The organism is Desnuesiella massiliensis, assembly GCF_001403615.1.
GTDB lineage: Bacteria > Bacillota > Clostridia > Clostridiales > Clostridiaceae > Desnuesiella > Desnuesiella massiliensis.
In genome coordinates this window covers 310,655-336,841 of record NZ_LN879456.1, presented here as the reverse complement: position 1 = coordinate 336,841, position 26,187 = coordinate 310,655, and the positions used below count along the sequence as shown (strand labels likewise).

Genomic DNA, 26,187 nt, shown 5'->3' with positions numbered 1-26,187 from the left:
ATTAATTTTATAGTAACCAATTAAATTTTATGCTATAAAATACTTGTAAAGATATTTATTTTTATGTATAATAATAGTACATAATAAATGTTAATAAATATGTATTATTATTAAATAAATATTATTCATGTGTTATAAGGAGGAATTAAAATGCAAAAGTACATTTGTGTAGTATGTGGATATGTATATGATCCAGAAATAGGTGATGAAGATAACGGAGTAGCTCCAGGAACAGCTTTTGAAAATATACCTGAAGATTGGTTATGCCCACTATGCGGAGTAGGTAAAGATCAATTTGAACCAACTGAATAATATAAAAATGCAGTATCTCAATACTGCATTTTTTAATATATAGGTTGCAAGAATCTATATATATTCTATGATAGATAAATATTATCTTCAGCTTCGCAGATAATACTGATATTTTTGCCAGATAGATTTGTATTTAATATAATTTTGTTTCCCCAGAGTCTATAAATATATTTTAAGGTAGCCTTAGCATAATCTATGTTTAACTCCCTGCCGTCAAATACCTGCTCTAAGTGTAAACTTCTATCTTTTTTATCCATTTCAATTATTTTGATATGAGGAACTAAATTCAAGCCACAATTCTTACATATAAGATCTCTTATATCCTTCCATCCCTCTTCATCTGCTACATCTTTTACCAAATAATCACTGCCGATTTTTTCATAACTAAATAAGTTTAATTCATTACATAGCTCTTTCGTCAAATATCTTCTAATAAAAGATTCATCCCGTTCCAGTGCCCTTACTTCAAATATCTTCTCCGTGCCAAATCTTTTTTCTATATCTTCAAAAATCTTAAATCCTAAAAAATATGGATTAAGCATTCCTTTCATAGGCGCTATTACTGAGTTATGGACCTTTATAAACTCTAGATGTGATCCTTGATCCAGCTCTAAATTGTTTAATATTCTATAATGCCAAAAACTGGCCCAACCTTCATTCATGATTTTTGTTTCTATTTGAGGCATAAAATAATTTGTCTCTTCTTTTACTATTTCTATAATATTTTTTTCCCACTCTTGAAGTTCTCCGTATTCCAAAATAAAATATAGTAAATCTTCTTCATCCTCCAAAGGAATTTTACTTATATCCGGCATTACAATATTCTCTTTATCTTCATACCATTGTATTTTTTCTGCAGCCTTTTTATAATCCTCAATTATATTGTTTTTTTGCTTCTCATAAGGAATTCTTTTTTCTCCTATTACCCTTGAAGTCTGCAGCTTTATTGCATGAGCTGCATCTAATATTTTTTCCACGCTGCTATATCCAATACTTGGATCCCTTACATACTCTCTTATAGTGTCTCCATGACTTTTGAACATAGATAATACATACTTAGCTTCTAGTCCATTCTTAAATAATCTATTGTTTTTAAAAAAATCATTATGTCCAAATACATGAGCTATAGTAAGAATCTGAACTAATTTTGTATTTTCTTTCATCAAATAAGCTAAGCAAGGACTGGAGTTTATAACCATCTCATAAGGCAATCCTGTCAAATTATATCTATAAAGAGTTTTATTTTTTTCATAAGCCTTGCCAAAGCTCCAATGAGGATATCTAGAGGGCATCCCTAAATAGGCTTCATAAGATAACATATCCTTATAATTAATAATCTCAAATTCTTGTTCATAGCAATCTAATCCAAATTTACTTACTAACTCCTCTATATTAGAGCACCAAGCTTCTAGTTCTCCTATGGTGTATTCCATATTACACCTCCTTTATATCTTTTTTTAGCATGGCTTTTAATGCGGGCCATAGCTCACTTTTTTTCTTAACAGTCACTGCAGTAAAGTTTGGAAGATTTATTTCAGTTAAAAATCTTTCCTTTATGGTATTAGAATAATAAGCTGGCATCAGTTCTGCATAGCCTAACATATTACACAATTTGCACAATTCCTTTCCCTTACTTATAGCCTTTTCATTATCTTCAGACCAATTATCACCATCACTGACATAGAAAGAGTACACATTCCATAAGGAAGGATTATATTTTTCATTTATCAGTTCTATAGCCTTATTATAGCCACTAGATATATAAGTCCCTCCTGATTCACCTTTGTGAAAAAACTCTTCCTGACTAACTACTTTAGCTGTAGTAGTGTGAGCAATAAATTCAACCTTTACATTAGAATATTTTCTTCTTATAAACTTTGATAACACGAAGAAAAAAGATCTAGCTAAATATTTTTTCGTAGTATCCATAGAACCTGAGGTGTCCATGATACATATTATAACTGCATTGGACTCTCTTTTCAGAGTTTTTTTAACTCTAGAGTATCTCAAATCTTCTTGTTTAAATGGAAATCTTTTATTATCCCCTAAAGTTAACCTAATAAGGCTAACTCTTTTATAAGCTTGTTTTCTTTTGATTTTCTCCATTACTGTTCTCTTTTTAGAAAGTCTAGGTCTTATGCCATACTTTTGATATCCTCTTTTTCGCTTGGAGCTTTGTGTCAATATTTCAGAATATCGTTTTTTATCTAAATTGGGAAGTTCTAAATCCTCAATTAAGTAATTCATAATATCATCAATAGTGACCTCAGTTTCGTAAATATCTTCACCTTCTTCGCTACCAGCCATGCTGCCTTTTCCTGTACCACTTTCTTTATCACTACCTATCTTTTGCCCTCTTTTCTCATCACCTTCACCTGTAGTAGTTCCGTTATTATTTTTACCATATATGAATTGATACTCCTTTAGTCCTCTTATAGGAATTTTAAATTTCCTGTCCTTTCCTTCTCCTATAATACTCTCTTCAGACAATATATCTCCTAAATTTTCTTTTATAGATTTTTCCACTAATTCTTTATGACGTCTTCTATCTTCAATGGCCCTATCGTGATCCACAGGATTAAAATCCTTAAAAATAGCCATTAGTTAATCCCTCCATAAGTTATTGGCTGCATATTTTAGTATTACATCACAGCAATAATCACAATACCCCTTGGATTTCATTTCTTCTACCATAGCATTATATTTTTTATCTTGCTCCTTATCTCTAACCTTTGATTTTGTAATAATCCTTGAAATCTCTTTCACAGAAGCCATTAATTTCTTTTCTATAGCTTCTTTTAAGGGTTCATATGACTCATAGTTTAATTTGCCGCCATTTCTAACTAGGTAGAACATATAAGAGGTCACATCCGTTCTAAAGCCTTTAGCTGAACTTTCAAATACTCCTATTTGTTCTTCAATAGATTTCATAAATCTTTCATCCGGATAGAGCTCTTCTCCAGTGGATCTATCCTTTAGTTTAGTTTTATTTACATAGGCTTCTGCATTATCAATATAATTATTAAATAAAGATTCTGCCTGCTCTCTGAAACTATGAATAAAGGCTTTTGTTATTTCTTTTTCTAGAATCTTATTGTATTCCTTTCTAACATTATCTTGAACAAAATTTAAATATCTTTTCTTTTCTTCTTCTGCAATATCTAATTCCTTCACTGCTTTTATAATGCTTTCCATTATGCTTAATGGATTTATACAATGTTGCTCAGAACTAGATAATGCAGTATCTATAGCTTTAATAATAAACCTTGTAGATATGCCATTCATACCTTCTCTAAGTCCTGCTTCTTCTCTAAGCTCAGTGATATCTATCCTTTTAGTAGTACCCTTTTCTACTATCTCTTCACCATTATATATTTTAAGCTTAGTGATAGAATCCACTTTACTAGAAGGGCTCAGCCTGGTTAAGATAGCGAACATCGCCGCTGCTTCAATAGTATGGGGTGCAATATGAGCTTTAAAATTACTTTTATTTAATATCTTTTTATAGATTTTTATTTCTTCATTAAGCTCTAGGCAATAAGGTACCTCTACTTTTACAATTCTATCTAATATGGCTTCATTAGTATGGTCAGATTTAAATTTGCTCCACTCCGCTTCATTAGAGTGAGCTATAATTACGCCGTCAAAATAAATCATGGCACCTTTTCCTGGTGAAGGTATGGACTTTTCTTGTGTAGCAGTGATTATAGTATGAAGATATTCTACATCATTTTTGAATACTTCTATAAATTCAACAATTCCCCTATTCCCTACATTAAAAGCTCCATTTAAGGAAAAAATTCTTGGATCATCTTCGGAGTATAAATCCATTTTTGAAATATCTATGGATCCAGTTAATATGGATGTATCTTGATTATTCGGGTCCACAGGAGGCACTACTCCTATTCCCTTTCTTGATCTTATAGAAAAACCTTGCCTTATTACAGGAAATTTTTCATATTCGCCGTTAAATTCGTGCTGTAATCTATATTTACATACTGGGCAAAGATCCCCTTCTATTTGAATTCCTAGTAAATCTTCAAAATCTGCTCTAAGATGCTTAGGTATAAGATGAAGTGGCTCTTCTCTCATTGGGCAATCTTTTATCACATATATCGGAGGACATTGCTCCAATAATTTTTTTAAAGCTTCTACTAGAGAAGATTTTCCTGCACCTACAGGACCAACCAAATATAAAACCTGCCTTGCCTCTTCCCCCTTCATAGCAGCGGAATAGAAGTAGTTCATAATTTTCATTAGCACCTTTTCTATTCCAAAAAAATCTTCTTTAAAAAAATTATATTTTTTAATTATCTCGTTGCCAAAAAGCTTTCTCACTCTAACATTTTCTTCTGGCCTTAATATTTCTAAGTCTTTTTCCATTATTAAATCATAAATTCTTTTATGAGATAATTTAGAAGCTTCCTTATCCTCTTTAATTATTTCCAAATAGTCCAAAAGGGTTCCCTCAAATTTGTTGCTGCGCTCTTTTTCTCTATCTTCCAAAATCATTTTTTTAAAATCCATAAACTCAACCCCTAAATAATTATTTTAATATATATATATATTCCAAAATCAAAAAAAATGTAACGAGGTTTATCTTAAATAATAATTATTTAAAATAAACCTCGTTATCATCCATGTTATTCAATTATTTTATTCTTAAGAATAGTTTCTAACCTTTTACATTCTTCTCTATCCATAGGTTCTAAATCTTTTAACCTATAGGGTATACTCATAGTATCATATTTATTTACACCTAAAGTATGATAAGGCAGGAGTTCTATCTTTTCAACGTTTTTTATTTTCTTTATTATGTCAGCTAATTTTTCAATATGGTCTTGTTCACTAGTTATTCCTGGAACAACCACATGTCTTATCCAAAGCTTAGTTCCTTGCTTTTGGGCGGCCTCAAGAAATCTCCAGGACTCACTTCCATCTTGCCCAGTTAGGGATTTATAACCTTCTTTTGTTATATGTTTTATATCAAAAAGAATCAAATCCGTATATTTTAAAATTTCCTCATAATGTCCTTTTCCATATCCTGATGTATCTAAAGTAGTATGAATGCCATTGTCTTTACATAATTTAAGTATTTCTATTAAAAATTCAGGCTGCATTAAAGGATCTCCTCCAGAAAAGGTCACTCCTCCACCGGATTTTTGAAAATATGGCCTATATTTTAAAATCTTTTTTAATAAATCTTCAGGGGTATATTCTTCCCCTCCACTAAAACTCCAAGTATCTGGATTGTGACAATAGGCGCATCTTAATGCACAACCTTGGAAAAATACCACTACTCTTATACCTGGACCATCAACAAGTCCCATACTTTCTATAGAGTGAATTCTTCCTTTCATATAAACATTAACTCCTCTCATCTATCTTAATCTATAAGGTGTAAAGGAAGCCCATCTTATTCAAAGAGAGCTTCCCCTATTTAATTAATAAATATTACATTTTATCATGGAAAGTTCTGCTTATTACTTCTAATTGTTGTTCTCTTGATAATCTGTTGAAGTTAACAGCATATCCAGAAACTCTTATTGTTAATGTTGGGTATTTTTCAGGATGTTCCATAGCATCCATTAGTGTAGCTCTTTGAAGCACGTTAACATTTAAGTGATGTGCTCCTTGACCAAAGTATCCATCTAATACAGAAACTAAGTTATTTATTTGAGTTTCCCCGTCTTTTCCTAAAGCTTCTGGAACTATAGAGAAGGTATTTGAAACTCCGTCTTCACAACATGGTGAATATGGTACCTTAGCTACTGAGTTCAATGAAGCAAGTGCTCCTTCTAAATCTCTTCCGTGCATTGGGTTTGCTCCTGGGGCAAATGGCACTCCAGCATCTCTTCCATCTGGTGTAGCTCCAGTCTTTTTACCATATACTACATTTGAAGTTATTGTTAATACTGATAGAGTATGTTTAGCATTTCTGTAAGTTGGATGTTTCTTTAACTCACTAGAGAACTTTTTAACTAATTCGATAGCTATATCGTCAACTCTATCATCGTCATTACCATACTTAGGGAATTCTCCTTCGACTTCAAAGTCTACTGCTATCCCATTTTCTCTTATTGGTTTTACTTTTGCATATTTTATAGCACTTAAAGAGTCAGAAACAACGGATAATCCAGCGATACCGAAAGCCATTAATCTGCCTACTTCAGTATCATGTAAAGCCATTTGTCCTGCTTCATAAGCATACTTATCGTGCATATAATGAATTACATTCATTGTATTTACATATAGTCCCGCTACATATTCCATAGCTTTAAATAAGCTAGCTTTTACAGTTTCAAAGTCAAGAACTTCATCTTCTATTTTAGCTAATCCTGGAACAACTAACTTGCCTTTCTTTTCGTCCACTCCTCCATTTATTGCATATAGAAGAGTTTTACCTAAATTACATCTAGCTCCAAAGAATTGCATTTGCTTTCCAACTTCCATTGCAGATACGCAGCAAGCAATTGCATAGTCATCTCCGTATATTGGTCTCATAACATCATCATTTTCATATTGAATTGAGTCTGTTAATATAGACATTTCAGCGCAGAACTTCTTGAAGTTTTCTGGTAATTTTTCTGACCATAACACTGTCATATTTGGTTCTGGAGCTGGTCCTAAGTTAACTAATGTGTGTAAGAATCTAAAGGAGTTCTTTGTTACAAGTGCCTTACCATTTACACTAACTCCAGCTAAAGATTCTGTAACCCAAGTTGGGTCTCCAGCAAATAGTTCATTGTATTCAGGAGTTCTTAAGTGTCTTACTAATCTTAGTTTTATTACAAATTGATCAATGATTTCTTGTGCTTCTGCTTCTGTTATAGCTCCGCTTTGAAGATCTCTTTCAATGTATATATCTAAGAAAGTACTTGTTCTTCCTAAGGACATAGCTGCACCATTATTTTCTTTAACAGCAGCAAGATATCCAAAATATAAGAATTGAACAGCTTCTCTTGCATTTGCAGCAGGAACTGATATATCTACTCCATATTTAGCAGCCATAGATTTCATAGCAGCTAATGCCCTAATCTGCTCATTTAACTCTTCTCTTCTCCTTATTAAATCATCAAGCATATCGCCTTTTAATTCTTTTAAATCTTTTTTCTTTTGCTCTATTAAATAGTCAACTCCATATAGAGCTATTCTTCTGTAGTCGCCTATGATTCTTCCTCTACCGTAAGCATCTGGAAGACCTGTGATTAATCCTGCAGATCTAGCAGCTTTTATTTCATCAGTGTATGCATCGAAAACTCCTTCATTATGAGTTTTTCTGTATTTAGGGAAATATTCTGCTATATCTTTATCTAAAGTATATCCATAAGCTTCTAGAGATTGCTCAACCATTCTCCATCCACCAAATGGGTTAACTATTCTTTTTAATGGAGCATCTGTTTGTAAACCAACTATTACTTCATTTGCTTCATCTATATATCCTGCCTCATAGCTGTCAATTCCAGATATTCTATCCGTAGCTACATCCATTACACCTTTTTTAATTTCTTCTATTATAAGAGCGCTTGATTTTTCCCAAACCTTCTTTGTTCTTTCTGTAGTCTCAGCTAAGAAACTCTTATCACCTTCGTATAATGTATAGTTCTTTTGTATAAAGGTTCTTACATCTATAGCTTCTTGCCAAGAACCGCCTTTAAAACCTTCCCATTGTTTAAACATAATTTTTCCTCCTTTAGCCTCTGATTATTTATGCTAATCATCAGCACATTTATTTTTGAATTTTTAAGTATTTATCATTATATGTATATTGATTAAGTTTTCTATGTTTTTATTATACAATAACATTTCATATTTGTTAATACTTTAACGCAAAGTTTAAATATTCTGAATTTTGTCGTTATTATAAATACTTGTTGACACCCTATCTTCTATGTGATAACCTATATTAGGCTGTATAACAGTTTCGTCACAAAAATAATACAGTTATTATATTTTTATAAGCTATTTTTTATATCTGTTTATAACAAGCATAAATATTGTTTGTTAAAAAACTACTAATCCTCACTAATTTTTTTACATTAAAACAATGAAATGAAATTTCTATTTTTTTCATTATATGTCCTAAATTCTTCTATATTCGACCTTCTGTGGAGGGTATAATTCGTTATTTTTTTAACAATATTATTAAAAGGAGTATGCATTATGGAGAAAAGAATGTTAAAACCTATGGAAATTTGTGATGAAATTATTGAAGCTTATACGAAAAAGGCAGAATATCCTGTTATAAAGTCAATTATTTTAGGATTTTTATCCGGTGCTTTTATAGCTCTAGGCGGCTACGCTTCTTCTTTAGCTTCCCACAGCATCGACAATGTAGGATTAAGCAAATTTATTGCTGGCGTCATATTTCCTACAGGATTAATACTAGTAATACTATGCGGAACAGACTTATTTACGGGTAATATCTTACTTTCGGTGCCTTTAGTAGATGGCAAAATAACTATTAAGCAAGTTATAAAAAACTGGATTATAATTTATTTTTCAAATTTATTAGGTGCAATTTTTATTTCCTTCCTTATATATAATAGCGGTCTTTTAGAAACTAATTCATTTAAATTAGGCGGATATGCCTTAAAGGTAGCAGCCACCAAAGGCTCTCTTCCTTTTATGAAAGCCTTAAGCAGTGGTATTTTATGTAATATGATAGTTTGCCTAGCAGTATGGATATCCTTTGCAGCAAAAGATGTGGCAGGTAAGATTTTAGCAATCTGGTTCCCTATAATGGCCTTTGTGGTTGCAGGCTTTGAGCATAGCGTAGCTAATATGTACTATTTCTCTATAGCAATGTTTGCAAAGGGCAATCCAGCTTTTGCAGAAGCTATAAAATTGCCTGCTGAAAAATTACATTATATAGACTTAAATCATATTGTTTCTAACCTAGTACCCGTTACATTAGGCAATATAATAGGTGGCTCCTTATTTGTAGGAATAGCTTTCTGGGCGGCTTTTAAATATTCTCATAAATTCGATTCTCATAGTACACACAATAGTTCAAATAATACAAATAAAACAAATAAAGCTGTATAAATAAAAAAACTAAAGCTTACACTAAAAATATTTAGATGTAAGCTTTAATTTTATGTTTAAATATTATATATTGTAGATTTTTCTATCTTATAGAATGCGCTCTGCCTTTATGTCAATTTATCCATCGATTATTTTATAGCTCTACTTCCTGGCTTTACATAAGGAATTCCTTCCTTACATAGCGGACAATTCTCTTTTTCAAAGCTATCTATATTTAATTTAACAGCACTATATAAAGGATAATCTACTACTGCTCCATTACTTCTATCTACTACACAAGCTACTGCCACCACTTCTCCTCCATGAGCTTTTATTACCTCAGCTGCTTCTTTAAAGGATTTTCCTGTAGTTACTACGTCTTCAGTGATTATTACCTTTTGACCCTTCTTTATTTCAAAGCCCCTTCTTAAACACATTTCACCATTTTCTCTTTCAGTAAATATGGCAGGCTTACCTAATTGTCTTCCTAATTCATAGGCTACTATTATCCCCCCCATGGCAGGACCTACTACTAAATCAAAATCTAAAGCTTTTAATTCTTCCGCTACTACCTTTAAAACTTTTTCCGCTTTATCAGGATATTGTAATAACTTAGCACATTGACAGTATTTATTACTGTGTTTTCCTGAGGATAATAAAAAATGTCCTTCCAATAGCGCTTCACATTGTTTAAGTATATCTATTAGCATAATATATTCACCTCATACTATTTATTTAATTTTAATCATTATGAGCTATTCCTATTAGCTCTTTCATATCTTTTACACCTTGGTTCTTCATAAATTCTTCTATACCTTCTATCATTTCCTTACCTGCTATAGGATTTATAAAATTCACTGTACCAATTTGCACTGCTGTTGCTCCAGCCATAATAAATTCAATAGCATCCTGCCAATTCATTATGCCTCCGAGCCCTATGATGGGTACCTTTACTATATTATAAACTTCATAAACCATTCTAAGAGCTATAGGCTTTATAGCCGGTCCAGATAAGCCTGCAAAGATATTATTAAAAACAGGCTTTTTAGCTTTTATGTCTATGGCCATACCTTTTACTGTGTTTATTAATGAAAGGCTATCAGCCCCAGCTTCACAACATTTATAAGCCATTTCTAATATATTTTCTGCATTAGGAGATAGTTTAACCATAAGAGGTTTTTTACTTACTTTTCTTACCTTAGATACTACCTCATAGGCCACCTCTGATTTAATACCAAAAGCCATACCTCCACATTTAACATTAGGGCAAGATATATTAAGTTCCACCATTTGTATATCTGTAGAGTTTAATTTTTCAATAGCCTCTTCATATTCCTCTATAGTAGCTCCCCCTACATTAGCTATAATATTTGTGTTTAGCTCTTGCATTTTTGGAAGCTCTATTTTTATAAAATCTTCTACTCCTGGGTTTTGGAGCCCTACACTATTTAACATGCCTGAAGGAGTTTCAAATACTCTTAATCCTGCATTTCCGTCTCTAGGATTTAAAGTAAGACCTTTTGTACAGATTCCCCCAAGCTTACTAACCGAGTAAAAATCATTATATTCTTGTCCAAAACCAAAGGTACCAGAGGCTGCTATTATAGGATTTTTAAATTCTATTCCATTTATATCAATTTTCATATGTTCCTCCTATGAAGAAATTAATTAAAATACAATGTGTTCTCCTAAGAACACAGGACCGTCCTTACAGCTTCTTTTATTACCAAATTTGGTCTTGCAGGTGCAAACTAAGCACGCACCAACTCCGCAAGCCATATGCTTTTCTGTAGATACATATACTTTTACAGCTTTACTTTTACACGTTTCTACTACATTTTTCATCATTAATTCTGGTCCACAGCAAAATACTACATCATACTTACTAGGATCAAATATATCTGTAACAAAACCCTTATGTCCTCTGCTTCCAGTGTCTGTAGATATAGAAACCTTATTTACATAGGGTTTTATGTCATCAATAAGATAAATCTCATCTCTAAATCCTGAATATAAATCTACATTACTGTGAAGCCCTGCTTTATTTATGGATTTTGCTAGTTCCTTCATAGGGGCTATGCCAATCCCCCCTGACACTATTGCAATGTTTCCTACTGCCTCTCGAAGGTCAAAGCCGTTGCCTAAAGGTCCAAGTACATTGATATAATCTCCAGATTTTAATTTACTAAATATTTCAGTACCTTTTCCATATACCTGATATATAAATTCCAATCTGTCTTTGTCATAGCTGCATAAGCTGATAGGTCTTCCTAGTAGAGGTTCCATAACCTCTGCTTTCAACATATAAAACTGTCCTGGATTAATATCCATAGCCTCTTCTCTCTCTAATACCATCTTATAAATTCCGCTGCATAATTCTATATTTTCATATATTCTTAACTTTTTGTAATCAGGTTTCATCTTATGCCTCCATCTGTATATTAAGTAGTTATCTTGCTCATTATTTCATCATTCATTCTTATAGCTTCTTCTCTGGCACAGAGGGCAAAATCCCTACTGTTACGCTCTTTATAAGCTAAAAGAATTTTTCTTGATGAATTTACTACTCCGCCATTACCTGCCTTTAGATATAAAGCTACATCCTCTGCTTTACCACCTTGAGCTCCATAACCAGGTATTAGAAAAAATGTGCTATTGAGTTCTTCTCTAATTTGTTTTGCTTCTTCTACATGCGTACATCCTATTACTGCTCCTATAGAGCTATAGCCTTTTTCGCCTATCAAACCTTCACCTAACTTTTGAATCTTTTTACCTACAGTATTATATATTTTTTCACCCTGCGCATGTTCAATATACTGTATATCCTCGGCACCCTTGTTTGAGGTTCTTACTAGAACAAACACGCCCTTTTCCTTATTCTTTAAATAATCTACATAGGGCTCTATACTATCTAACCCCATATAAGGACTTAAAGTTATAATATCCGCTTCGAAATCCCCTTGGAAATGAGCTCTCGCGTACATTCTTGCAGTATCCGCAATATCTCCTCTTTTGATATCCGCTATGGTTATTGACCCTATTTCCTTTAAATACTTAAGAGTCCTTGAGTAGGCTTTTAATCCACTTAGCCCTAAAGCTTCGTAGTATGCTATTTGCACCTTAAAGCAAGCTACCTTATCCTCTGTAGCATCTATTATTTTTTTATTAAATTCAAATAATAAATCTTCTATATTATGAAAACTATTTTTTAACTCTTGTGGTATATAATCCAAACTAGTATCTAACCCTAGGCATACTATTCCTTTCCTTGATACGCTTTCATATAATCTATCCATTACATGCATTAAACTCCATCTCCTCTGTAAAGTATTCTACCTGCTTTTATGGTGGCCATAATCTTTCCATAACCTTCATATCCTATAAATGGACTATTGTGGCTTTTAGATCTAATATTATCAATATCAAACTTATACTTATTTTCTGTATCTACTAAAACAAAGTCTCCAGCATAGCCTATACTTATTTGTCCTTTGTTTAATCCCATTATTCTGCTGGGGTTATAGGACATAATTTTAGATAAAGCTTTGATATCTATATGTCCTTTTTTCACTAATTCAGTGTAGCATACCATAAAGGCACTTTCTAATCCAATCATTCCTGGGGCACCCTTGGCTTTATCTTCTTCGCTATGTGGTGCATGATCCGTAGCTATAGCATCTACATATCCTAGCTTAATAGCCTTTATTAAGAAATCCCTGTCCTCTTCCTTTCTTAAGGGAGGATTTACCCTATAACTATAGTCTTCAGTAAATGCTATATGATGAGGAGTAACTTCACAGGTTATATTCGTCCCTTCATCCTTTGCATCTATAATATATTTCATAGCTTCTTTGGTACTTACATGAGCCAGATGTAATTTAGCTCCAGTAAACTTTGAAAGCATTATATCTCTCCAAGTCATAGTGTTTTCAGCTAATCTCATATCTATCTCTGAAAGCTCTGGACTTTCAGCATGAGAAATAATTGTTATATTTTTTTCCTTAGCTTTATTCATAGCATCTATCATTACTTTAGTATCTGCAACACCTTTACCATCATCGGATATAAATTTCACATGAAAATCCTTTGAAATTTTATCTAAATGTGATATTTCACTTCCCTGCAAGTTCTCTGTTATAGAAACACATTGATGTATATCCACAAGATCATATTCTTTACTTTTATCCATTACAAGTTTTAAAACTTCGTTATTACTGCATATAGGATTAGTGTTAGCCATTAAGTTAACTGCTGTAAAACCTCCTTTTAAAGCTGCTAGGCTCCCAGTGTATATATCCTCTTTATAGGTATACCCAGGTTCTCTAAAGTGGCTGTGAAGATCCACAAAAGCTGGAAGAAGCTTTAATCCCCTTCCTTCTATGACTTCACAATTTTTATTTAGTTCTCTACCCATTTCCATTATTTTACCAAATTTTATATAAACATCCCCTATAAAATCCTGTGCATGGTCAATAACCTGTACATCTTTTATCAAAAGTTCCATAGTGCTACCTCCAAACTGCTTATTTTACTTTTTATATTTCTGATATCATTGCGACTTCATCACAGTAGCAGCATCTATATTCAACTTTCTCTCTATCTGCTAAATAAAATTCCTGTGAAATATTAGATTCTATAGTTGTTACACATCTTGGGTTCTTGCATTTTATTATATTTTCTACCTTACTAGGCAGCTCTAACTTTAGCTTTTCAACTATATTTTCCCTGTCTATAATATTTATAGTTATAGAAGGATCTAATAATCCTAGTACCGTATAATCTATATCTAGTTCATTCTCTATTTTTATTATGTCTTTTTTACCTAGCTTTGAACTAGGTGCATTCATTATCAGAGCCACAGTATAATTAGCCTTATCCAATTTGAGATAATTAAAGATCTTAATTCCTAATCCCGCTTGAATATGATCTATGACTATACCCTTTTTTATGCTATTAATGGTAACCATATTATTTCACCCCCAAGAGTTTTAGTATCAAAGCCATTCTAACATACATTCCATATTTAGCTTGTTTAAAATAGCAAGCTCTAGGATCTACATCTACTTCGTATGCTATTTCATTAACCCTAGGTAGGGGGTGTAATATCATCATATCCTCTTTTGCATTCTTCATTTTTGCGGCATCTAATATATAGCTGTCCTTAAGCCTTAAATATTCTTCTTCATTAAAAAATCTTTCCCTTTGAACTCTTGTCATATATAAAATATCCAGTTGTCCTATAACATCATCAATCTTTTCAACTTCTAAAAACTCTATGTTATTCTTTGTTAATATTTCTTTTGTTATATAATCTGGAACGCTCAATTCTTTAGGCGAGATGAGGATAAATTTATTATTTTCATACCTTGACATTGCTTTTATTAATGAATGAACTGTTCTACCAAACTTTAAATCTCCACACACACCAATTACTTTATTAGATAAATCTCCTTTTACGCAATTTATAGTCAATAAATCCGTTAAGGTTTGAGTAGGATGTTGGTGTCCTCCATCCCCTGCATTAATTACTGGAACTTCTGAATATAGAGAGGCTACTCTTGCAGAGCCTTCTTTAGGATGTCTCATAGCCACAATATCTGCATAGCACGCAACAGTTCTAATGGTATCAGCAATGCTTTCACCTTTGGCTACAGAGCTAGAGCTCGGCTCAGAAAAGCCTATGACACTACCGCCTAGTCTAAGCATTGCTGCCTCGAAACTAAATCTGGTACGAGTGCTTGGTTCATAGAAGAGTGTGGCTAAAATTTTGCCATCACAGAGATGAGTAAATTTTTCAGGATTGTTTGAAATTTCTTTTCCTAATTTAAGAACTTCATAAGTCTCTTGGATTGAAAAATCCATAGGATCTAATAAATGTCTACCTTTTAACATAAAATCACTCCTTTTTAACATCACAGTGTTAAATTTAAAGGGCATATAAAAAATGCCTTCCTTATTTAAGGAAGGCATAATTGTACCAACATGAAATAACAATCTAGCATCATTATACATTCCTTATTGACCTCTCAGGATCAAATTAAAGGCTTTCTTGCTATATAGCATAGCATTTAATATAATAGCTGTCAATATTTTTTATTTCCAATCATTATTTATTATATCCCAAACCATTTTACCGCACTTGGCCACAGTAACATTTCCGTAAACATTATTAGGAACACCTTTTGACATTACTGTAAAAGCAAAATTCCCCTTAGGGATTTGAATTATAGAAGTATCATTTTCTATCCCTTCTAAATCTCCTGATTTACTAGCTATAGTTTGCTTAAAATTCTCAGGTATATAGAAAGCTACTTTATTTTTTAGTTGTTGTCTTCTTAATATATCTATTAATTTATTGCTATGCTCTTCACTTAAATATGTATGTTTATATAAGTGTTTCCAGCATTTACATAAATCAAAGCTACTAGTTAAATTTTCTACTACATCTCTTACATTCTTTTCGTCCATTGTTTTTCTGTTTAACTCAGTATTACTTAATCCCATGTCTTTAATTATCTCATTAATTCTCTCAATGCCAAGCACGTCAATGATCTTATTTGCAGCTGTATTATCACTCTGAATTAGCATAGCTATTACTAGCTCTAAAACTGTATAATCTCTCTCACAAAACTCATGAATTATTCCTGTTCCAAATACCTTATCATCTCCGCAAATACTTAGCTTTGTATCTAAACTTATTTTATTATTTTCTATCTCTTTAAATAACGCCATGGCTACTGGGAGCTTCATACAACCTGCAGAAGTCATTTTAACGTTTTCATTAAAACCATAAATATATCCACCATCTAAATCTTCAAAGTAAAAACTATATTGTCCTATTCTGGATTCCAAGTATCTCTTAATTTCCTTCATTTTTACCTCCAGCTTTCTCTTTTATATTACTAAGATAATAATATCACAAAATATGCAATTGTTAAACATTGCTTTCAAAAATATTCAAAAACTATGAATATTTTCTTGCAGAACATTTCCTAATTAAAGGCACTAATTCTATAAGAATTAGTGCCTAAATATTAATCCCCGAAAGATATTCCAATTTTTCTAGCCACAGTTACTATTTCACCATTTGGATCTACATTTTTTGTATGTCCAATAACATTCTCTAAGCTTTCATAGGATATGGAATTTCCTTTTAAGCATACCATATTTCCAAATTTACCTTCATTTATTAACTCAACAGCGGCTACTCCATATCTGGTAGATAATATTCTATCATAAGTTGAAGTATTTCCACCTCTTTGAATATGACCTAAAATAGTGCTTCTTATTTCATTATCTTTTATCAATTGTTCTAAATCATAAGCTAATTTATTTGCAATACCACCTAATCTTATAGGATCTGGACTATCGGCCACCACTTTATTTACAACCACTTCACCATCTAGAGATTTAGCTCCTTCTGCTACTACTATAATACTAAATACCTTACCTTGTTTTTGTCTCTCTTTTATTTTTGCCACTATTTTATTTATGTCATAAGGTATTTCAGGAAGTAAGATTACGTCAGCTGAACCCGCAATACCAGCTTCTAAAGCTATCCATCCAGCATTTCTTCCCATAACTTCACATATCATTATTCTATGATGGGACTCTGCTGTAGTATGCAATCTATCTAAAGCTTCTGTAGCAACATCTATAGCTGTATTAAAGCCGAAAGTTACATCAGTAGCTGCCAAATCATTATCTATAGTTTTAGGAACACCGACAACATTTACACCTTTTCTGCCAAAATCTCTCGCACTAGTAAGGGTTCCATCCCCTCCAATAACTACTAGAGCATCTATTCCTTCTTTCTTCAAATTCTCTACCGCCACGTCTGAAACGTCTTTCTTTACAGAAACACCGTTTTCTTCTACAGTATAATCAAATAGATTATCTTTATTAGAGCTATAGAGTATTGTTCCGCCTCTATGAAGTATACCTGAAACTGTATCCAAAGTTAATGGAATTAGCTCATTATTATAAAGTCCTCTATAACCAAATTTATATCCTACAACCTCATATCCATACTGCAAAATCGCTGTTCTTGTTACCGCTCTTATAACTGCGTTTAAACCTGGGCAATCTCCGCCACCGGTCAATAGTGCTATTTTTTTTATCTTTTCTGCCATATCCAAATCCCTCCAAGCTCTATTTTATTTAATTATACACTCAAAATTCACTATATTGAACAAGGTCTGTGAAAATTTGTTATTCTTCTAAATATGACTATTTTTTTAAAAATATGATATATTTTTTAGTCTTATCTCCTCCTTTAGTGTAGCATATATATTGTTATCCAAAAGTATTTTTCAATAATAGTTTCTTCAACATTTATAAATTTATTTAAAAATATTTTAGAATTATATATAAGTATAAGCAAAAACTCTTTAGATTTACCAATCTAAAGAGTTTTAGAAAATAAATTATTGTACATAAGAAATTACTTTTGTAGATATTAAAATAATCAAGATAATTCCTATAAAAATTCTATATATAGCAAAAATCCTCATAGGCTTTCTTTTTAGGAAGGCGATAAACTTGTCTACTACTATTAAAGCTACTAAAAAAGCTACCACAAAACCTACTGCCAGTGCTATATAATGCGAACTATTAAAACCTGAGAAATCTGTTTTTATTAACTCTAACCCTGAAGCAGCTACCATAGTTGGAAGAGCTAAAAAAAACGAAAACTCTGCTGCTGCTGCATTAGATAATCCACTTATCCAGGCTCCCATTATTGTAGAAGCTGATCTTGACATACCTGGCCATAAAGCCAAGCATTGGAATAATCCAATTTTTATCGCTTGTTTCACATTAACATCCTCAATTTTTTTAGTGACAGCTCTTTTTCTGTAGGTCTTTTCAAAATAAATCATCATAAATCCTCCAAAAACAAGAGCTAGAGCTACAGTCAAAGAGTTAAACAACTTAGCCTTTATGGTACTATGAAGTAAAAGTCCTATAACTGCCGATGGTATAAAGGCTACTATTATCGATGTCCAAAGCTTAAAGCCGTATTCGCTAAAATGTTTCAAAGAATCCATGATCTTTTTCCAATAAAGCACCACAATGGCTAAAATGGCTCCCAATTGAATTACCACGTCAAACATTTCAACAAAGGCTTCCCCTGCTGTAGCTTTATAATTAATAATATCCCCAACAATAATCATATGTCCTGTTGAAGAAACTGGCAAAAACTCAGTAATTCCTTCTACTATTGCTATAATTATGGCATGTAATAATAACATTCTTATTCACTCACTTTCTGTTTTCCACTTAGTACTACCTATCCATTATAAAAGTCTCCTAGTCTAATGTCTATGCTTCTAAATAAAATTTATGAAATCTTTAAGAATTGCACTGGTAATGAAGGTTATTTTTCCTTATATAATATATTGTAAAGTCTACTTATATATTCCTCAAACTCAAATAGATCTATGAATCTGGCTTGTCTTAATCCCTCACTACCTTCTGTAAAAACTAATAAAGCTGGAAAAGTAAAAACTGAGTAGTTAGCTAATATTGATATATTTTCATTATGTTCTTCAATATTTATGTATTTTAGGTTAGGATATTTCTTTAAAACCTCCACTAGCTTAGGTCTTATCACTTTACAAACTCCGCAGTTTTTTGAAGAAAAATATAGTACCACTATTCTATTAGTTTTAATTTCATTATCAATAAAGTTAATATCCATATAGATACCTTCCTTTCTTTGTTGTTAAATGTATAGGTCTATAAGTCCATTAATATTTTTAAAATAATTTTATTAAAAAATCTCTGTATACCAATCATATCTATTTTATATCAACATATATATTAATAACAAATACTTTAATAGGTGGTATACATGTTAAAAAATAATTTAATCTCATTTATTATACATCTTTCCGTTGGGTTTATCACTTTTTACTCTTTTCTTTTTCTCGGTATACTTTTTGGTAACTTTGAAAGCAAAGTTTATGGAAGCATATTTTTTCTAGCTTCCTTAATTTTATATTGCTCCTTGATATATAAATTTACTTCTCCAGAAGCAAGCATCTATAAAAACCTTCAAAAGCAAATTTCTGTGTTCTCCGTAAACATCATTATATGGCTTGCTACTTTAATGTTTTTTTCAAAAGGATTATATGATATAAGCCTAAATATCAATTGGATTCCCTTTTATGTTTTTAATGCTTATAGCTTTCCACTAATAGCTTGTTTTAATATATCCAATGCCCTGGTATTAATATCATTTATTTTAATTCCTTTAGTAGTCTCTGTAGTGACCTTAGAAGCAAAAAAGCATATGTCTTCAAAATCTGTTTCCTCATAAATATACAAAAAATCCTGCAAAGAATTTCTATGCAGGATTAAAAATTATTCATTTTATAAATTTTGTGAAACTATATCCCAATCAATCACATTCCACCATGCGGATATATAATCTGGTCTTCTATTTTGATATTTTAAATAATAAGCATGCTCCCAAACATCTAATCCTAGAATAGGCTTGAATCCTTCTGAAAGAGGAGTATCTTGATTTGCAGTAGAAAGAACCTTTAACTCACCTTCTTTATCTACTACCAGCCAAGCCCAACCACTTCCAAACCTAGTAGCTGCTGCTTTATTAAATTCATTCTTGAAGTTTTCAAAACTTCCAAAGGCCTTATTAATTTTATCTAGTAGTATACCCTTTGGTTCCTCTCCTTTGTTTGGACCAAGTATATTCCAGAATAAGCTATGGTTAAAATGTCCTCCTCCATTATTTCTAACTATAGTTCTTATTTCCTCTGGTATCAGTTCTAAGGATGTTAATAATTCTTCTATGGATTTCTCTTGTAACTCAGGATATTTCTCCAACGCTGAGTTTAAGTTGTTTACATAGGCTGCATGATGCTTGCTATGATGTATATTCATTGTCATCTCATCTATATGTGGTTCTAAAGCATTATATTCATATTTTAGTTTTGGTAGTTCGTGTTTCATTATTATTACCTCCAAATTTAATCACTTATTTAATATGTAGTTCTTACATGTCATCTTTTATTAGTATTTTTCTTTGACAATTATTTCTTATCTATATACTATCACAATTGATATTAATAATCAATATTAATTAATATATTTTTTTAATTATTACCAATATATTAATATAGTATCCGATAAAAACCCTTTAATAGTAGACCCTTTAACGCTTTCAGATTGTTCTCTTATTTCAAATGATGCTGCTGCAGTAGTTTTATCCACCTTAGATTTTGCTAGATACGTAAAAGACGAAATTAAACTGATCCATAAAATATACCCTAGAGTGATAATTAAATCACTCTAGGGTATATATATTATATTAAATATTATTTTTTATATTCTATTATAATTTGTCTTACTATAGTTTTCCCGTCTTCCGATAAGACTATGATATTTTTACCCTCTTTAATAGCTACATCAATATACTTATTTACCTTGGACATTTCTGAGCCATTAATACTTACATAATACTCCTTTATCATAGCACTATCTTTAAACGCTCCTAAAACAAAATTCAAATTGCCATCCTTATCTTCCTTAGGATCCTTCTTCATTAGAATTAAAGTAGCTAAAGTATCGCTTTTATCATCTTTATACTCTATTTTAGGAGAACCTTTAAATATATCAAGCTTATTAACAAATATGGTAGGCTCTACATACTTATTGAGTATTTTTATTTCAGGTAATGTATTAGATGGAATATAGGTAATAAAGGAGTTGCTTTTTTTATTTATAGCTTTAGTATTATCTATAGAAATAGTATAGGAATAGAAAAATTTATTATTTTTAGATATATATTTCTTAGCATCTTTAACTCCTATAAGCTTAGCTCCTCCTAGACCTTTGTCCATTACCTCCGCTGCACTTAAAAAGCCATCCTTGCCTTCATAATAGCAATTGTTTGCTATATCTATGGCCATCCATTTTTTCTGAGCCTCGTTCCATACTTCACATATGTACAAAGATCCTTCCTTTTGAAATTGACTATCCTTAGCTCTAAACTCTCCTATTCTACTATAAACTCCTATGGAACTTAAAGTCTCAGAATATACTATAGCAAAATCCCTATCAGAGGCTTTTTTTGAGTCCTTAGTAGCTTCTAATATAGAAATAGCATCTTCTTTCCCTATAAAAGTCCCCTTGTTATATTGAAGTAATGTATGAACCCATTCCTTAATCTTTAGTGCTTTTTCAAGGTCATCCTTACTGTCTTTAACTTTATTATCCAGATCATATTTTGTATTTAAATTTTGCATATATGTACTTTTTGAATCTTCATAATAAAATCTTATATTCTTTCCTTCATAGATGTTATTCCATTGTGTAACAAACATACCTTTATCTTTACTTATGCCATTTTTGCAGCTAACCATTGTTATAGCAAAAATCATGATAAAAATTATAAATATAAATTTTCTAAGCCCTGCTTTAGCCATGATACGACCTCTTTTCTTAAAAAATTCTAACTATATTTAATTATACACTATAATAGAAGCAAAGTCATTAATCCTATAGAAAAAGAGCCTGCAATCTGAACTGCTCCCTGTCAAGTAGACAGTGAAAAAAATAAAAAAATTAGTAAAGTGCCAACCAAGAAGGTTGGTACTTTTTTATGATGAGATACCAAGAAGATACCTACGGTATTCCAGCGGTGTCATACAGTTTAAGCGCTTCTGGTAACGCTTATTATTATAGTAGTCTATGTATGCTTCAATAGCTTTCTTCAAACTCTCATAGTCATTAAACTTATGCAAGTAGTACATCTCAGATTTTAAAATTCCCCAGAATCCCTCCATAGGGCCATTATCTATGCAGCGAGATACCCTTGACATACTTTGTATCATTCCAGCCTTATCTAGCTTTGACTTAAATATTTTGCTGGTATATTGGAATCCACGATCGCTATGAAAGATGGGTTTTACATTAGGATAGGCTGCAACTGCTAAGTCAAAGGTTTCAAACACAAGAGCATTATTGTTTGAATGACCAATGACATAAGATACTATGCTTCTATCCCCAAGGTCAAGGATTGCACTTAAGTATGCTTTTTTTCCATCACCATACTTGAATTCTGTTATATCCGTGAGCCATTTCTCAAAGATATTTTCTGCCTTAAAATCTCGGTTTAGTACATTTTCAGCTGTAACTTCAGGAGTTGATTTTAGGTAGTTATATTTCTTTTTCCTACATACTGATTTCAGCCCAACTATTTTCATAAGACGATATATGCGTTTATAGTTTACCTTAAGGTTATGTTCACGACGAAGTTTTATAGTTATCTGCCTGTAACCAAGTATACCGTCTTTCTCCTCATAAGCTTCCTTAATAAGAATAAGGAGATTTTCGTTTTGAAGTTCATTCTGGCTTTTCTTCCTATGAAGCCATTTATAGTAAGCTGATCTGTTGATTTTAGCAATCTCACACAAAACCGAAACAGGATAGTGGCTTTGTTTTGAAAGCATCTTAATAGCCATGTATACTGTCTCCTGTTTAACCAGGCTCAGAACCGCCCCCTTTCTATTTCCTTGAGTTTTTTTAAGAAATCTATCTCCATCTGTTGCCTTTTATTCTCAGCTTCAAGAAGCTTGTTCTGCGCTCTTAACTTCTCAAGTTCAGACATTTCACCCTCAGGCTTTCTTTTACCCCTTCTGTCCAGAAGCGCTTCTATGCCATCTTTCTCATATTTTGTTGTCCATGCATAAACTTGCTGATATGATACCTTATATTTCTGCGCTGTCTCTGCGTAATTGCTATTGTTCTCAATACAGTATTTAACTATTTCAATTCTTTCATTGTAAGTTGTTTTGCGTCCTTTGGTCATGATAGTTCCTCCTGTTCCAGAAGCCTTTAACTCCTCATGACCATTATACTTCATAACCCATTGCCTGACAGTATCTTGACCTGGAATTTTGTATTTTACGGCAATATCTTGGAGTGAACCTTCTCCACTTAAGTAGGATTGAACAACCATTTCTTTAAACGCAGAAGAATATGAGTTATTTCTCTCATTGTTAATAAATGCCGTTTCACCTTGAGCCTTATATTTAGCAACCCATTTACGAAAAGGTGTACGACTTACACCATATTTACGAGCAATTGACTGAAACGAGCCATCGCCATTCATATACTCTATTACTGCCTGTATTTTTAATTCAGGTGATATTTTATCTTTTCTTCCCATAAAAAATACGCTCCCCTCTGTGGTAAACAGTTTTTATTACTTAAACTGTCTACTACAAGGGGAGCATATCAATCTGCAAGCTCTTATACCATAGCGTATTCTAATAAATCTTTATTTGCTTCTGGACCAGCATTTCTTATATCCTCTGTAACAGCCTTAAATTTTTTAAAGTTTTCATTAAATTTATTTGCTAATTCTAAGGCCTTGCTATTATAATTTTCTTTATTTTCCCAAAGGTTAACTGGATTTAGCAGTTCCGATGGAACTCCTTCACATTCTTCAGGCATTAAAACCTTAAATATTGGATGCTCAGTCCACTGAACATTTTCAAGCTTTCCTTCAATAGCAGCAGTTACCATGGCTCTTGTATAAGGTATATTTATTCTCTTTCCAATTCCATAAGGACCACCAATCCATCCTGTATTTATTAAGTATACTTGAGTATTGTGTTTTTCAATTTTCTCTCCTAATAGCTTAGCGTACACAGAAGGATTCATTAACATAAAAGGTTCTCCAAAACAAGCTGAGAAAGTTGCTTGAGGCTCCTTTATTCCTCTTTCTGTTCCTGCTACTTTGCTAGTATACCCTGACATAAAATGATACATTGCAGAGTTTTTATCTAATTTTGATATAGGAGGCAATACCCCAAAGGCATCTGCAGTTAAAAATATTATGATATTTGGTACTCCACCCTTACCACTTATCTCTATATTAGTTATATGATTTATAGGATACGCTGCTCTTGTATTTTCTGTTAAAGTACCATCCTCATAATCTGGACATCTATTTTCATCAAGAACCACATTTTCTAGAACTGTTCCAAACTTTATTGCATTATAAATATCTTTTTCTTTCTCAGGATCTAAATTAATAGCTTTTGCATAACATCCACCTTCAAAATTAAACACTCCATCTTCATGCCAACCATGTTCGTCATCCCCGATTAATCTCCTTTGAGGGTCTGCTGATAAGGTGGTTTTGCCTGTTCCAGATAGTCCAAAGAAAACTGCTACATCATTTTCTTTTCCTATGTTAGCCGAACAATGCATTGGAAATACACCTTTTAAAGGTAATAGAAAGTTCATAATTGAGAACATAGACTTTTTAATTTCTCCTGAATATTGAGTTCCACCTATTAAAACAATTTTCTTATCAAAATTTATTATAATAAAAGCTTCTGAATTAATTCCATCTGCTTTTCCTTCAGCTTTAAATCCTGGAGCAGATATAACTGTAAACTCTGCAACATGTTTTTCATTCTTATCTTTTCTTATAAACATTTGATTTGAAAACAATGCTTGAGAGGCATATTCACAAACAACCTTAATAGGCAATCTATATTTTTCTTCTGCTCCTACATATCCTTGAAATACAAAAAGTTCTTTATCTTGTAAGTATTTTGTTACTTTACCATACAAGTTGTCAAAAACTTCTTCGGATATTGCGATATTAACATCACCCCAGTTGATATTTTCTTCAATACTGCTTTGTTTAACTATAAATCTATCCTTAGGTGACCTTCCAGTATATTTTCCTGTATGAATTACTAAAGCTCCATTATCGCTTAGAATTCCTTCTCCTCTTTGTAGCGCATGTTCTACTAATTCTGATACTGTTAAATTCGTATAGATTTCTTTCGCTTTAATATTCAAATTATCCCCCATGATTTTCCCCCCAAAATATATTATCTGAATAAATTCCTTCATTTTCTCATGAAATCCTTTACTCAGTGCTCTTATTTCATTATGCCATATTATGCAGAAAATTGCAAGAAATATTTTATACTTCCGTAGTTTTGAGTCATTTTAGAATGCTTTCTTTCATAAGTATACACTTTAAATGTATATAGAGTATATTATTTATATTAAAAGTTATATAATTTGCATTTCCCACAATTATGAAATTCAAAAGAGCATAATGCTCTTTGAAGCATTATGCTCTTATATTTTGCTTTGATAACCACTGGCTATGCCAGTGGATAAAATGGCTTTAGCTCTGAACAAAAAAACTCCTATGATAAAATGAAAGCGACTGACAATCGCAAAACAAAATATCATAGGAGGTGTGTCGTATGGGTAACGACATAGAAAGCTTAACACATACAAAATGGAGGTGTCAATATCATATAGTATTTGCACCAAAGTATAGAAGACAGATAATATATGGGAAATATAAAGGAGAAATCGGCAAGATACTACGAGAGATATGTATAAGAAATGGAGTAGAGATAATAGAAGCAAATGCATGTCCAGATCATGTACATATGCTGGTAAGTATTCCACCAAAAATGAGTGTATCAAAATTCATGGGAATATTAAAAGGGAAAAGTAGCTTGATGATTTTTGATAGATTTGCAAATTTAAAATATAAATATGGTAACAGACATTTTTGGTGCAGAGGATATTATGTAGATACAGTTGGAAGAAATAAAACTGCAGTTGCAAAATATATACAAAATCAACTTCAAGAAGATCAAATAGCAGAACAGATAAGTATGAAAGAATATATTGACCCGTTCACGGGCGAGCCAGCAAAAGGTAGCAAATAAAAAAGCCACCCAACGAGGGTGGCCGCTGTAAAAGTTTTGCGATTGGCGGTTTTTTTAGAGCGCGAGTAGCGCCGCCAGTACCATGCCCTTATAGGGCTTAATCAAG

Annotated in this window: 25 protein-coding genes; 3 read left to right on the top strand and 22 right to left on the bottom strand. The window is 32.1% G+C overall.

Annotated elements, in window-relative coordinates:
* Positions 1-150: 150 nt before the first annotated feature.
* Complete coding sequence (rd, locus tag BN2665_RS26290) at positions 151-312, top strand: rubredoxin (protein ID WP_074042300.1); 162 nt, start codon at positions 151-153, stop codon at positions 310-312.
* Positions 313-377: 65 nt separating this feature from the next.
* Here the strand turns inward: rd and BN2665_RS12275 are convergent, their stop codons facing one another.
* From BN2665_RS12275 to pflB, 5 genes are all read right to left on the bottom strand, one after another.
* Positions 378-1,745 (bottom strand): SpoVR family protein, encoded by a 1,368-nt coding sequence (locus tag BN2665_RS12275; RefSeq protein WP_055667407.1) that lies wholly within the window; start codon positions 1,743-1,745, stop codon positions 378-380.
* Between the two features lies 1 nt (position 1,746).
* Complete coding sequence (gene yhbH / locus BN2665_RS12270; protein ID WP_055667406.1) at positions 1,747-2,913, bottom strand: sporulation protein YhbH; 1,167 nt, start codon at positions 2,911-2,913, stop codon at positions 1,747-1,749.
* A gap of 3 nt (positions 2,914-2,916) precedes the next feature.
* On the bottom strand, positions 2,917-4,839 hold the full coding sequence (locus BN2665_RS12265; protein WP_055667405.1) for a PrkA family serine protein kinase: 1,923 nt from the start codon (positions 4,837-4,839) through the stop codon (positions 2,917-2,919).
* A 116-nt stretch (positions 4,840-4,955) separates the two neighbouring features.
* A complete protein-coding gene (gene pflA, locus BN2665_RS12260; RefSeq protein ID WP_055667404.1) occupies positions 4,956-5,672 on the bottom strand; it encodes a pyruvate formate-lyase-activating protein in 717 nt (238 codons plus the stop codon).
* 94 nt (positions 5,673-5,766) lie between these two features.
* A complete protein-coding gene (gene pflB / locus BN2665_RS12255) occupies positions 5,767-7,992 on the bottom strand; it encodes a formate C-acetyltransferase (RefSeq protein WP_055667403.1) in 2,226 nt (741 codons plus the stop codon).
* 483 nt (positions 7,993-8,475) lie between these two features.
* Here pflB and BN2665_RS12250 point away from each other — a divergent pair, with 483 nt between their 5' ends.
* On the top strand, positions 8,476-9,360 hold the full coding sequence (locus tag BN2665_RS12250; RefSeq protein WP_074042299.1) for a formate/nitrite transporter family protein: 885 nt from the start codon (positions 8,476-8,478) through the stop codon (positions 9,358-9,360).
* 128 nt (positions 9,361-9,488) lie between these two features.
* On the opposite strand, the gene pyrE is transcribed toward BN2665_RS12250, so the two are convergent.
* The 17 genes from pyrE to pckA form a co-directional block, all read right to left on the bottom strand.
* The gene (pyrE, locus tag BN2665_RS12245; RefSeq protein WP_055667402.1) at positions 9,489-10,049 is read right to left on the bottom strand and encodes an orotate phosphoribosyltransferase; all 561 of its coding nucleotides are present in this window, start codon (positions 10,047-10,049) and stop codon (positions 9,489-9,491) included.
* A gap of 31 nt (positions 10,050-10,080) precedes the next feature.
* Positions 10,081-10,983, bottom strand: a complete 903-nt coding sequence (locus tag BN2665_RS12240) for a dihydroorotate dehydrogenase (RefSeq protein WP_055667401.1) — start codon at positions 10,981-10,983, stop codon at positions 10,081-10,083.
* 24 nt (positions 10,984-11,007) lie between these two features.
* The gene (locus BN2665_RS12235; RefSeq protein ID WP_055667400.1) at positions 11,008-11,760 is read right to left on the bottom strand and encodes a dihydroorotate dehydrogenase electron transfer subunit; all 753 of its coding nucleotides are present in this window, start codon (positions 11,758-11,760) and stop codon (positions 11,008-11,010) included.
* A 20-nt stretch (positions 11,761-11,780) separates the two neighbouring features.
* Complete coding sequence (pyrF, locus tag BN2665_RS12230) at positions 11,781-12,644, bottom strand: orotidine-5'-phosphate decarboxylase (RefSeq protein WP_055667399.1); 864 nt, start codon at positions 12,642-12,644, stop codon at positions 11,781-11,783.
* Positions 12,644-13,843, bottom strand: a complete 1,200-nt coding sequence (locus BN2665_RS12225; RefSeq protein WP_055667398.1) for a dihydroorotase — start codon at positions 13,841-13,843, stop codon at positions 12,644-12,646. The genes pyrF and BN2665_RS12225 overlap by 1 nt, the downstream gene beginning before the upstream one ends.
* 31 nt (positions 13,844-13,874) lie before the next feature.
* A complete protein-coding gene (locus BN2665_RS12220) occupies positions 13,875-14,306 on the bottom strand; it encodes an aspartate carbamoyltransferase regulatory subunit (protein WP_055667397.1) in 432 nt (143 codons plus the stop codon).
* A gap of 1 nt (position 14,307) precedes the next feature.
* Positions 14,308-15,231, bottom strand: coding sequence for an aspartate carbamoyltransferase (gene pyrB / locus BN2665_RS12215; RefSeq protein ID WP_055668386.1), 924 nt, complete (start codon positions 15,229-15,231; stop codon positions 14,308-14,310).
* Between the two features lie 201 nt (positions 15,232-15,432).
* Positions 15,433-16,212 carry a serine hydrolase gene (locus BN2665_RS12210; protein WP_055667396.1) on the bottom strand — a complete coding sequence of 260 codons (780 nt, stop codon included), beginning with the start codon at positions 16,210-16,212 and terminating at the stop codon, positions 15,433-15,435.
* A gap of 161 nt (positions 16,213-16,373) precedes the next feature.
* Positions 16,374-17,471, bottom strand: coding sequence for a 6-phosphofructokinase (locus BN2665_RS12205; protein ID WP_055667395.1), 1,098 nt, complete (start codon positions 17,469-17,471; stop codon positions 16,374-16,376).
* Positions 17,472-17,765: 294 nt separating this feature from the next.
* Complete coding sequence (locus tag BN2665_RS12200; RefSeq protein ID WP_055667394.1) at positions 17,766-18,590, bottom strand: undecaprenyl-diphosphate phosphatase; 825 nt, start codon at positions 18,588-18,590, stop codon at positions 17,766-17,768.
* Positions 18,591-18,715: 125 nt separating this feature from the next.
* Positions 18,716-19,039, bottom strand: coding sequence for a thioredoxin family protein (locus BN2665_RS12195; RefSeq protein ID WP_055667393.1), 324 nt, complete (start codon positions 19,037-19,039; stop codon positions 18,716-18,718).
* Between the two features lie 482 nt (positions 19,040-19,521).
* Positions 19,522-19,668, bottom strand: a complete 147-nt coding sequence (locus BN2665_RS27020) for a hypothetical protein (protein WP_154674938.1) — start codon at positions 19,666-19,668, stop codon at positions 19,522-19,524.
* Between the two features lie 45 nt (positions 19,669-19,713).
* Positions 19,714-20,313 carry a superoxide dismutase gene (locus BN2665_RS12185; protein WP_055667391.1) on the bottom strand — a complete coding sequence of 200 codons (600 nt, stop codon included), beginning with the start codon at positions 20,311-20,313 and terminating at the stop codon, positions 19,714-19,716.
* Positions 20,314-20,678: 365 nt separating this feature from the next.
* On the bottom strand, positions 20,679-21,788 hold the full coding sequence (locus BN2665_RS12180; RefSeq protein WP_055667390.1) for a transglutaminase domain-containing protein: 1,110 nt from the start codon (positions 21,786-21,788) through the stop codon (positions 20,679-20,681).
* Positions 21,789-21,962: 174 nt separating this feature from the next.
* Entirely contained in the window at positions 21,963-22,850 is an 888-nt protein-coding gene (locus BN2665_RS12175; protein WP_242865871.1) for an IS3 family transposase, read from the bottom strand.
* A 2-nt stretch (positions 22,851-22,852) separates the two neighbouring features.
* Positions 22,853-23,533, bottom strand: a complete 681-nt coding sequence (locus BN2665_RS12170) for a helix-turn-helix domain-containing protein (protein WP_055665086.1) — start codon at positions 23,531-23,533, stop codon at positions 22,853-22,855.
* Between the two features lie 83 nt (positions 23,534-23,616).
* On the bottom strand, positions 23,617-25,197 hold the full coding sequence (gene pckA / locus BN2665_RS12165; RefSeq protein ID WP_055667389.1) for a phosphoenolpyruvate carboxykinase (ATP): 1,581 nt from the start codon (positions 25,195-25,197) through the stop codon (positions 23,617-23,619).
* 407 nt (positions 25,198-25,604) lie between these two features.
* Between pckA and tnpA the strand changes: the two genes are divergently transcribed.
* Positions 25,605-26,081 carry an IS200/IS605 family transposase gene (gene tnpA / locus BN2665_RS12160; protein WP_055667388.1) on the top strand — a complete coding sequence of 159 codons (477 nt, stop codon included), beginning with the start codon at positions 25,605-25,607 and terminating at the stop codon, positions 26,079-26,081.
* The last annotated feature ends 106 nt before the right edge of the window (positions 26,082-26,187 follow it).

Coding starts and splice junctions, on each gene's coding strand:
- rd (WP_074042300.1), top strand. CDS start 151: ATGCAAAAGTACATTTGTGTAGTATGTGGATATGTATATGATCCAGAA.
- BN2665_RS12275 (WP_055667407.1), bottom strand. CDS start 1,745: ATGGAATACACCATAGGAGAACTAGAAGCTTGGTGCTCTAATATAGAG.
- yhbH (WP_055667406.1), bottom strand. CDS start 2,913: ATGGCTATTTTTAAGGATTTTAATCCTGTGGATCACGATAGGGCCATT.
- BN2665_RS12265 (WP_055667405.1), bottom strand. CDS start 4,839: ATGGATTTTAAAAAAATGATTTTGGAAGATAGAGAAAAAGAGCGCAGC.
- pflA (WP_055667404.1), bottom strand. CDS start 5,672: ATGAAAGGAAGAATTCACTCTATAGAAAGTATGGGACTTGTTGATGGT.
- pflB (WP_055667403.1), bottom strand. CDS start 7,992: ATGTTTAAACAATGGGAAGGTTTTAAAGGCGGTTCTTGGCAAGAAGCT.
- BN2665_RS12250 (WP_074042299.1), top strand. CDS start 8,476: ATGGAGAAAAGAATGTTAAAACCTATGGAAATTTGTGATGAAATTATT.
- pyrE (WP_055667402.1), bottom strand. CDS start 10,049: ATGCTAATAGATATACTTAAACAATGTGAAGCGCTATTGGAAGGACAT.
- BN2665_RS12240 (WP_055667401.1), bottom strand. CDS start 10,983: ATGAAAATTGATATAAATGGAATAGAATTTAAAAATCCTATAATAGCA.
- BN2665_RS12235 (WP_055667400.1), bottom strand. CDS start 11,760: ATGAAACCTGATTACAAAAAGTTAAGAATATATGAAAATATAGAATTA.
- pyrF (WP_055667399.1), bottom strand. CDS start 12,644: ATGCATGTAATGGATAGATTATATGAAAGCGTATCAAGGAAAGGAATA.
- BN2665_RS12225 (WP_055667398.1), bottom strand. CDS start 13,843: ATGGAACTTTTGATAAAAGATGTACAGGTTATTGACCATGCACAGGAT.
- BN2665_RS12220 (WP_055667397.1), bottom strand. CDS start 14,306: ATGGTTACCATTAATAGCATAAAAAAGGGTATAGTCATAGATCATATT.
- pyrB (WP_055668386.1), bottom strand. CDS start 15,231: ATGTTAAAAGGTAGACATTTATTAGATCCTATGGATTTTTCAATCCAA.
- BN2665_RS12210 (WP_055667396.1), bottom strand. CDS start 16,212: ATGAAGGAAATTAAGAGATACTTGGAATCCAGAATAGGACAATATAGT.
- BN2665_RS12205 (WP_055667395.1), bottom strand. CDS start 17,471: ATGGCAGAAAAGATAAAAAAAATAGCACTATTGACCGGTGGCGGAGAT.
- BN2665_RS12200 (WP_055667394.1), bottom strand. CDS start 18,590: ATGTTATTATTACATGCCATAATTATAGCAATAGTAGAAGGAATTACT.
- BN2665_RS12195 (WP_055667393.1), bottom strand. CDS start 19,039: ATGGATATTAACTTTATTGATAATGAAATTAAAACTAATAGAATAGTG.
- BN2665_RS12185 (WP_055667391.1), bottom strand. CDS start 20,313: ATGAAACACGAACTACCAAAACTAAAATATGAATATAATGCTTTAGAA.
- BN2665_RS12180 (WP_055667390.1), bottom strand. CDS start 21,788: ATGGCTAAAGCAGGGCTTAGAAAATTTATATTTATAATTTTTATCATG.
- BN2665_RS12170 (WP_055665086.1), bottom strand. CDS start 23,533: ATGGGAAGAAAAGATAAAATATCACCTGAATTAAAAATACAGGCAGTA.
- pckA (WP_055667389.1), bottom strand. CDS start 25,197: ATGGGGGATAATTTGAATATTAAAGCGAAAGAAATCTATACGAATTTA.
- tnpA (WP_055667388.1), top strand. CDS start 25,605: ATGGGTAACGACATAGAAAGCTTAACACATACAAAATGGAGGTGTCAA.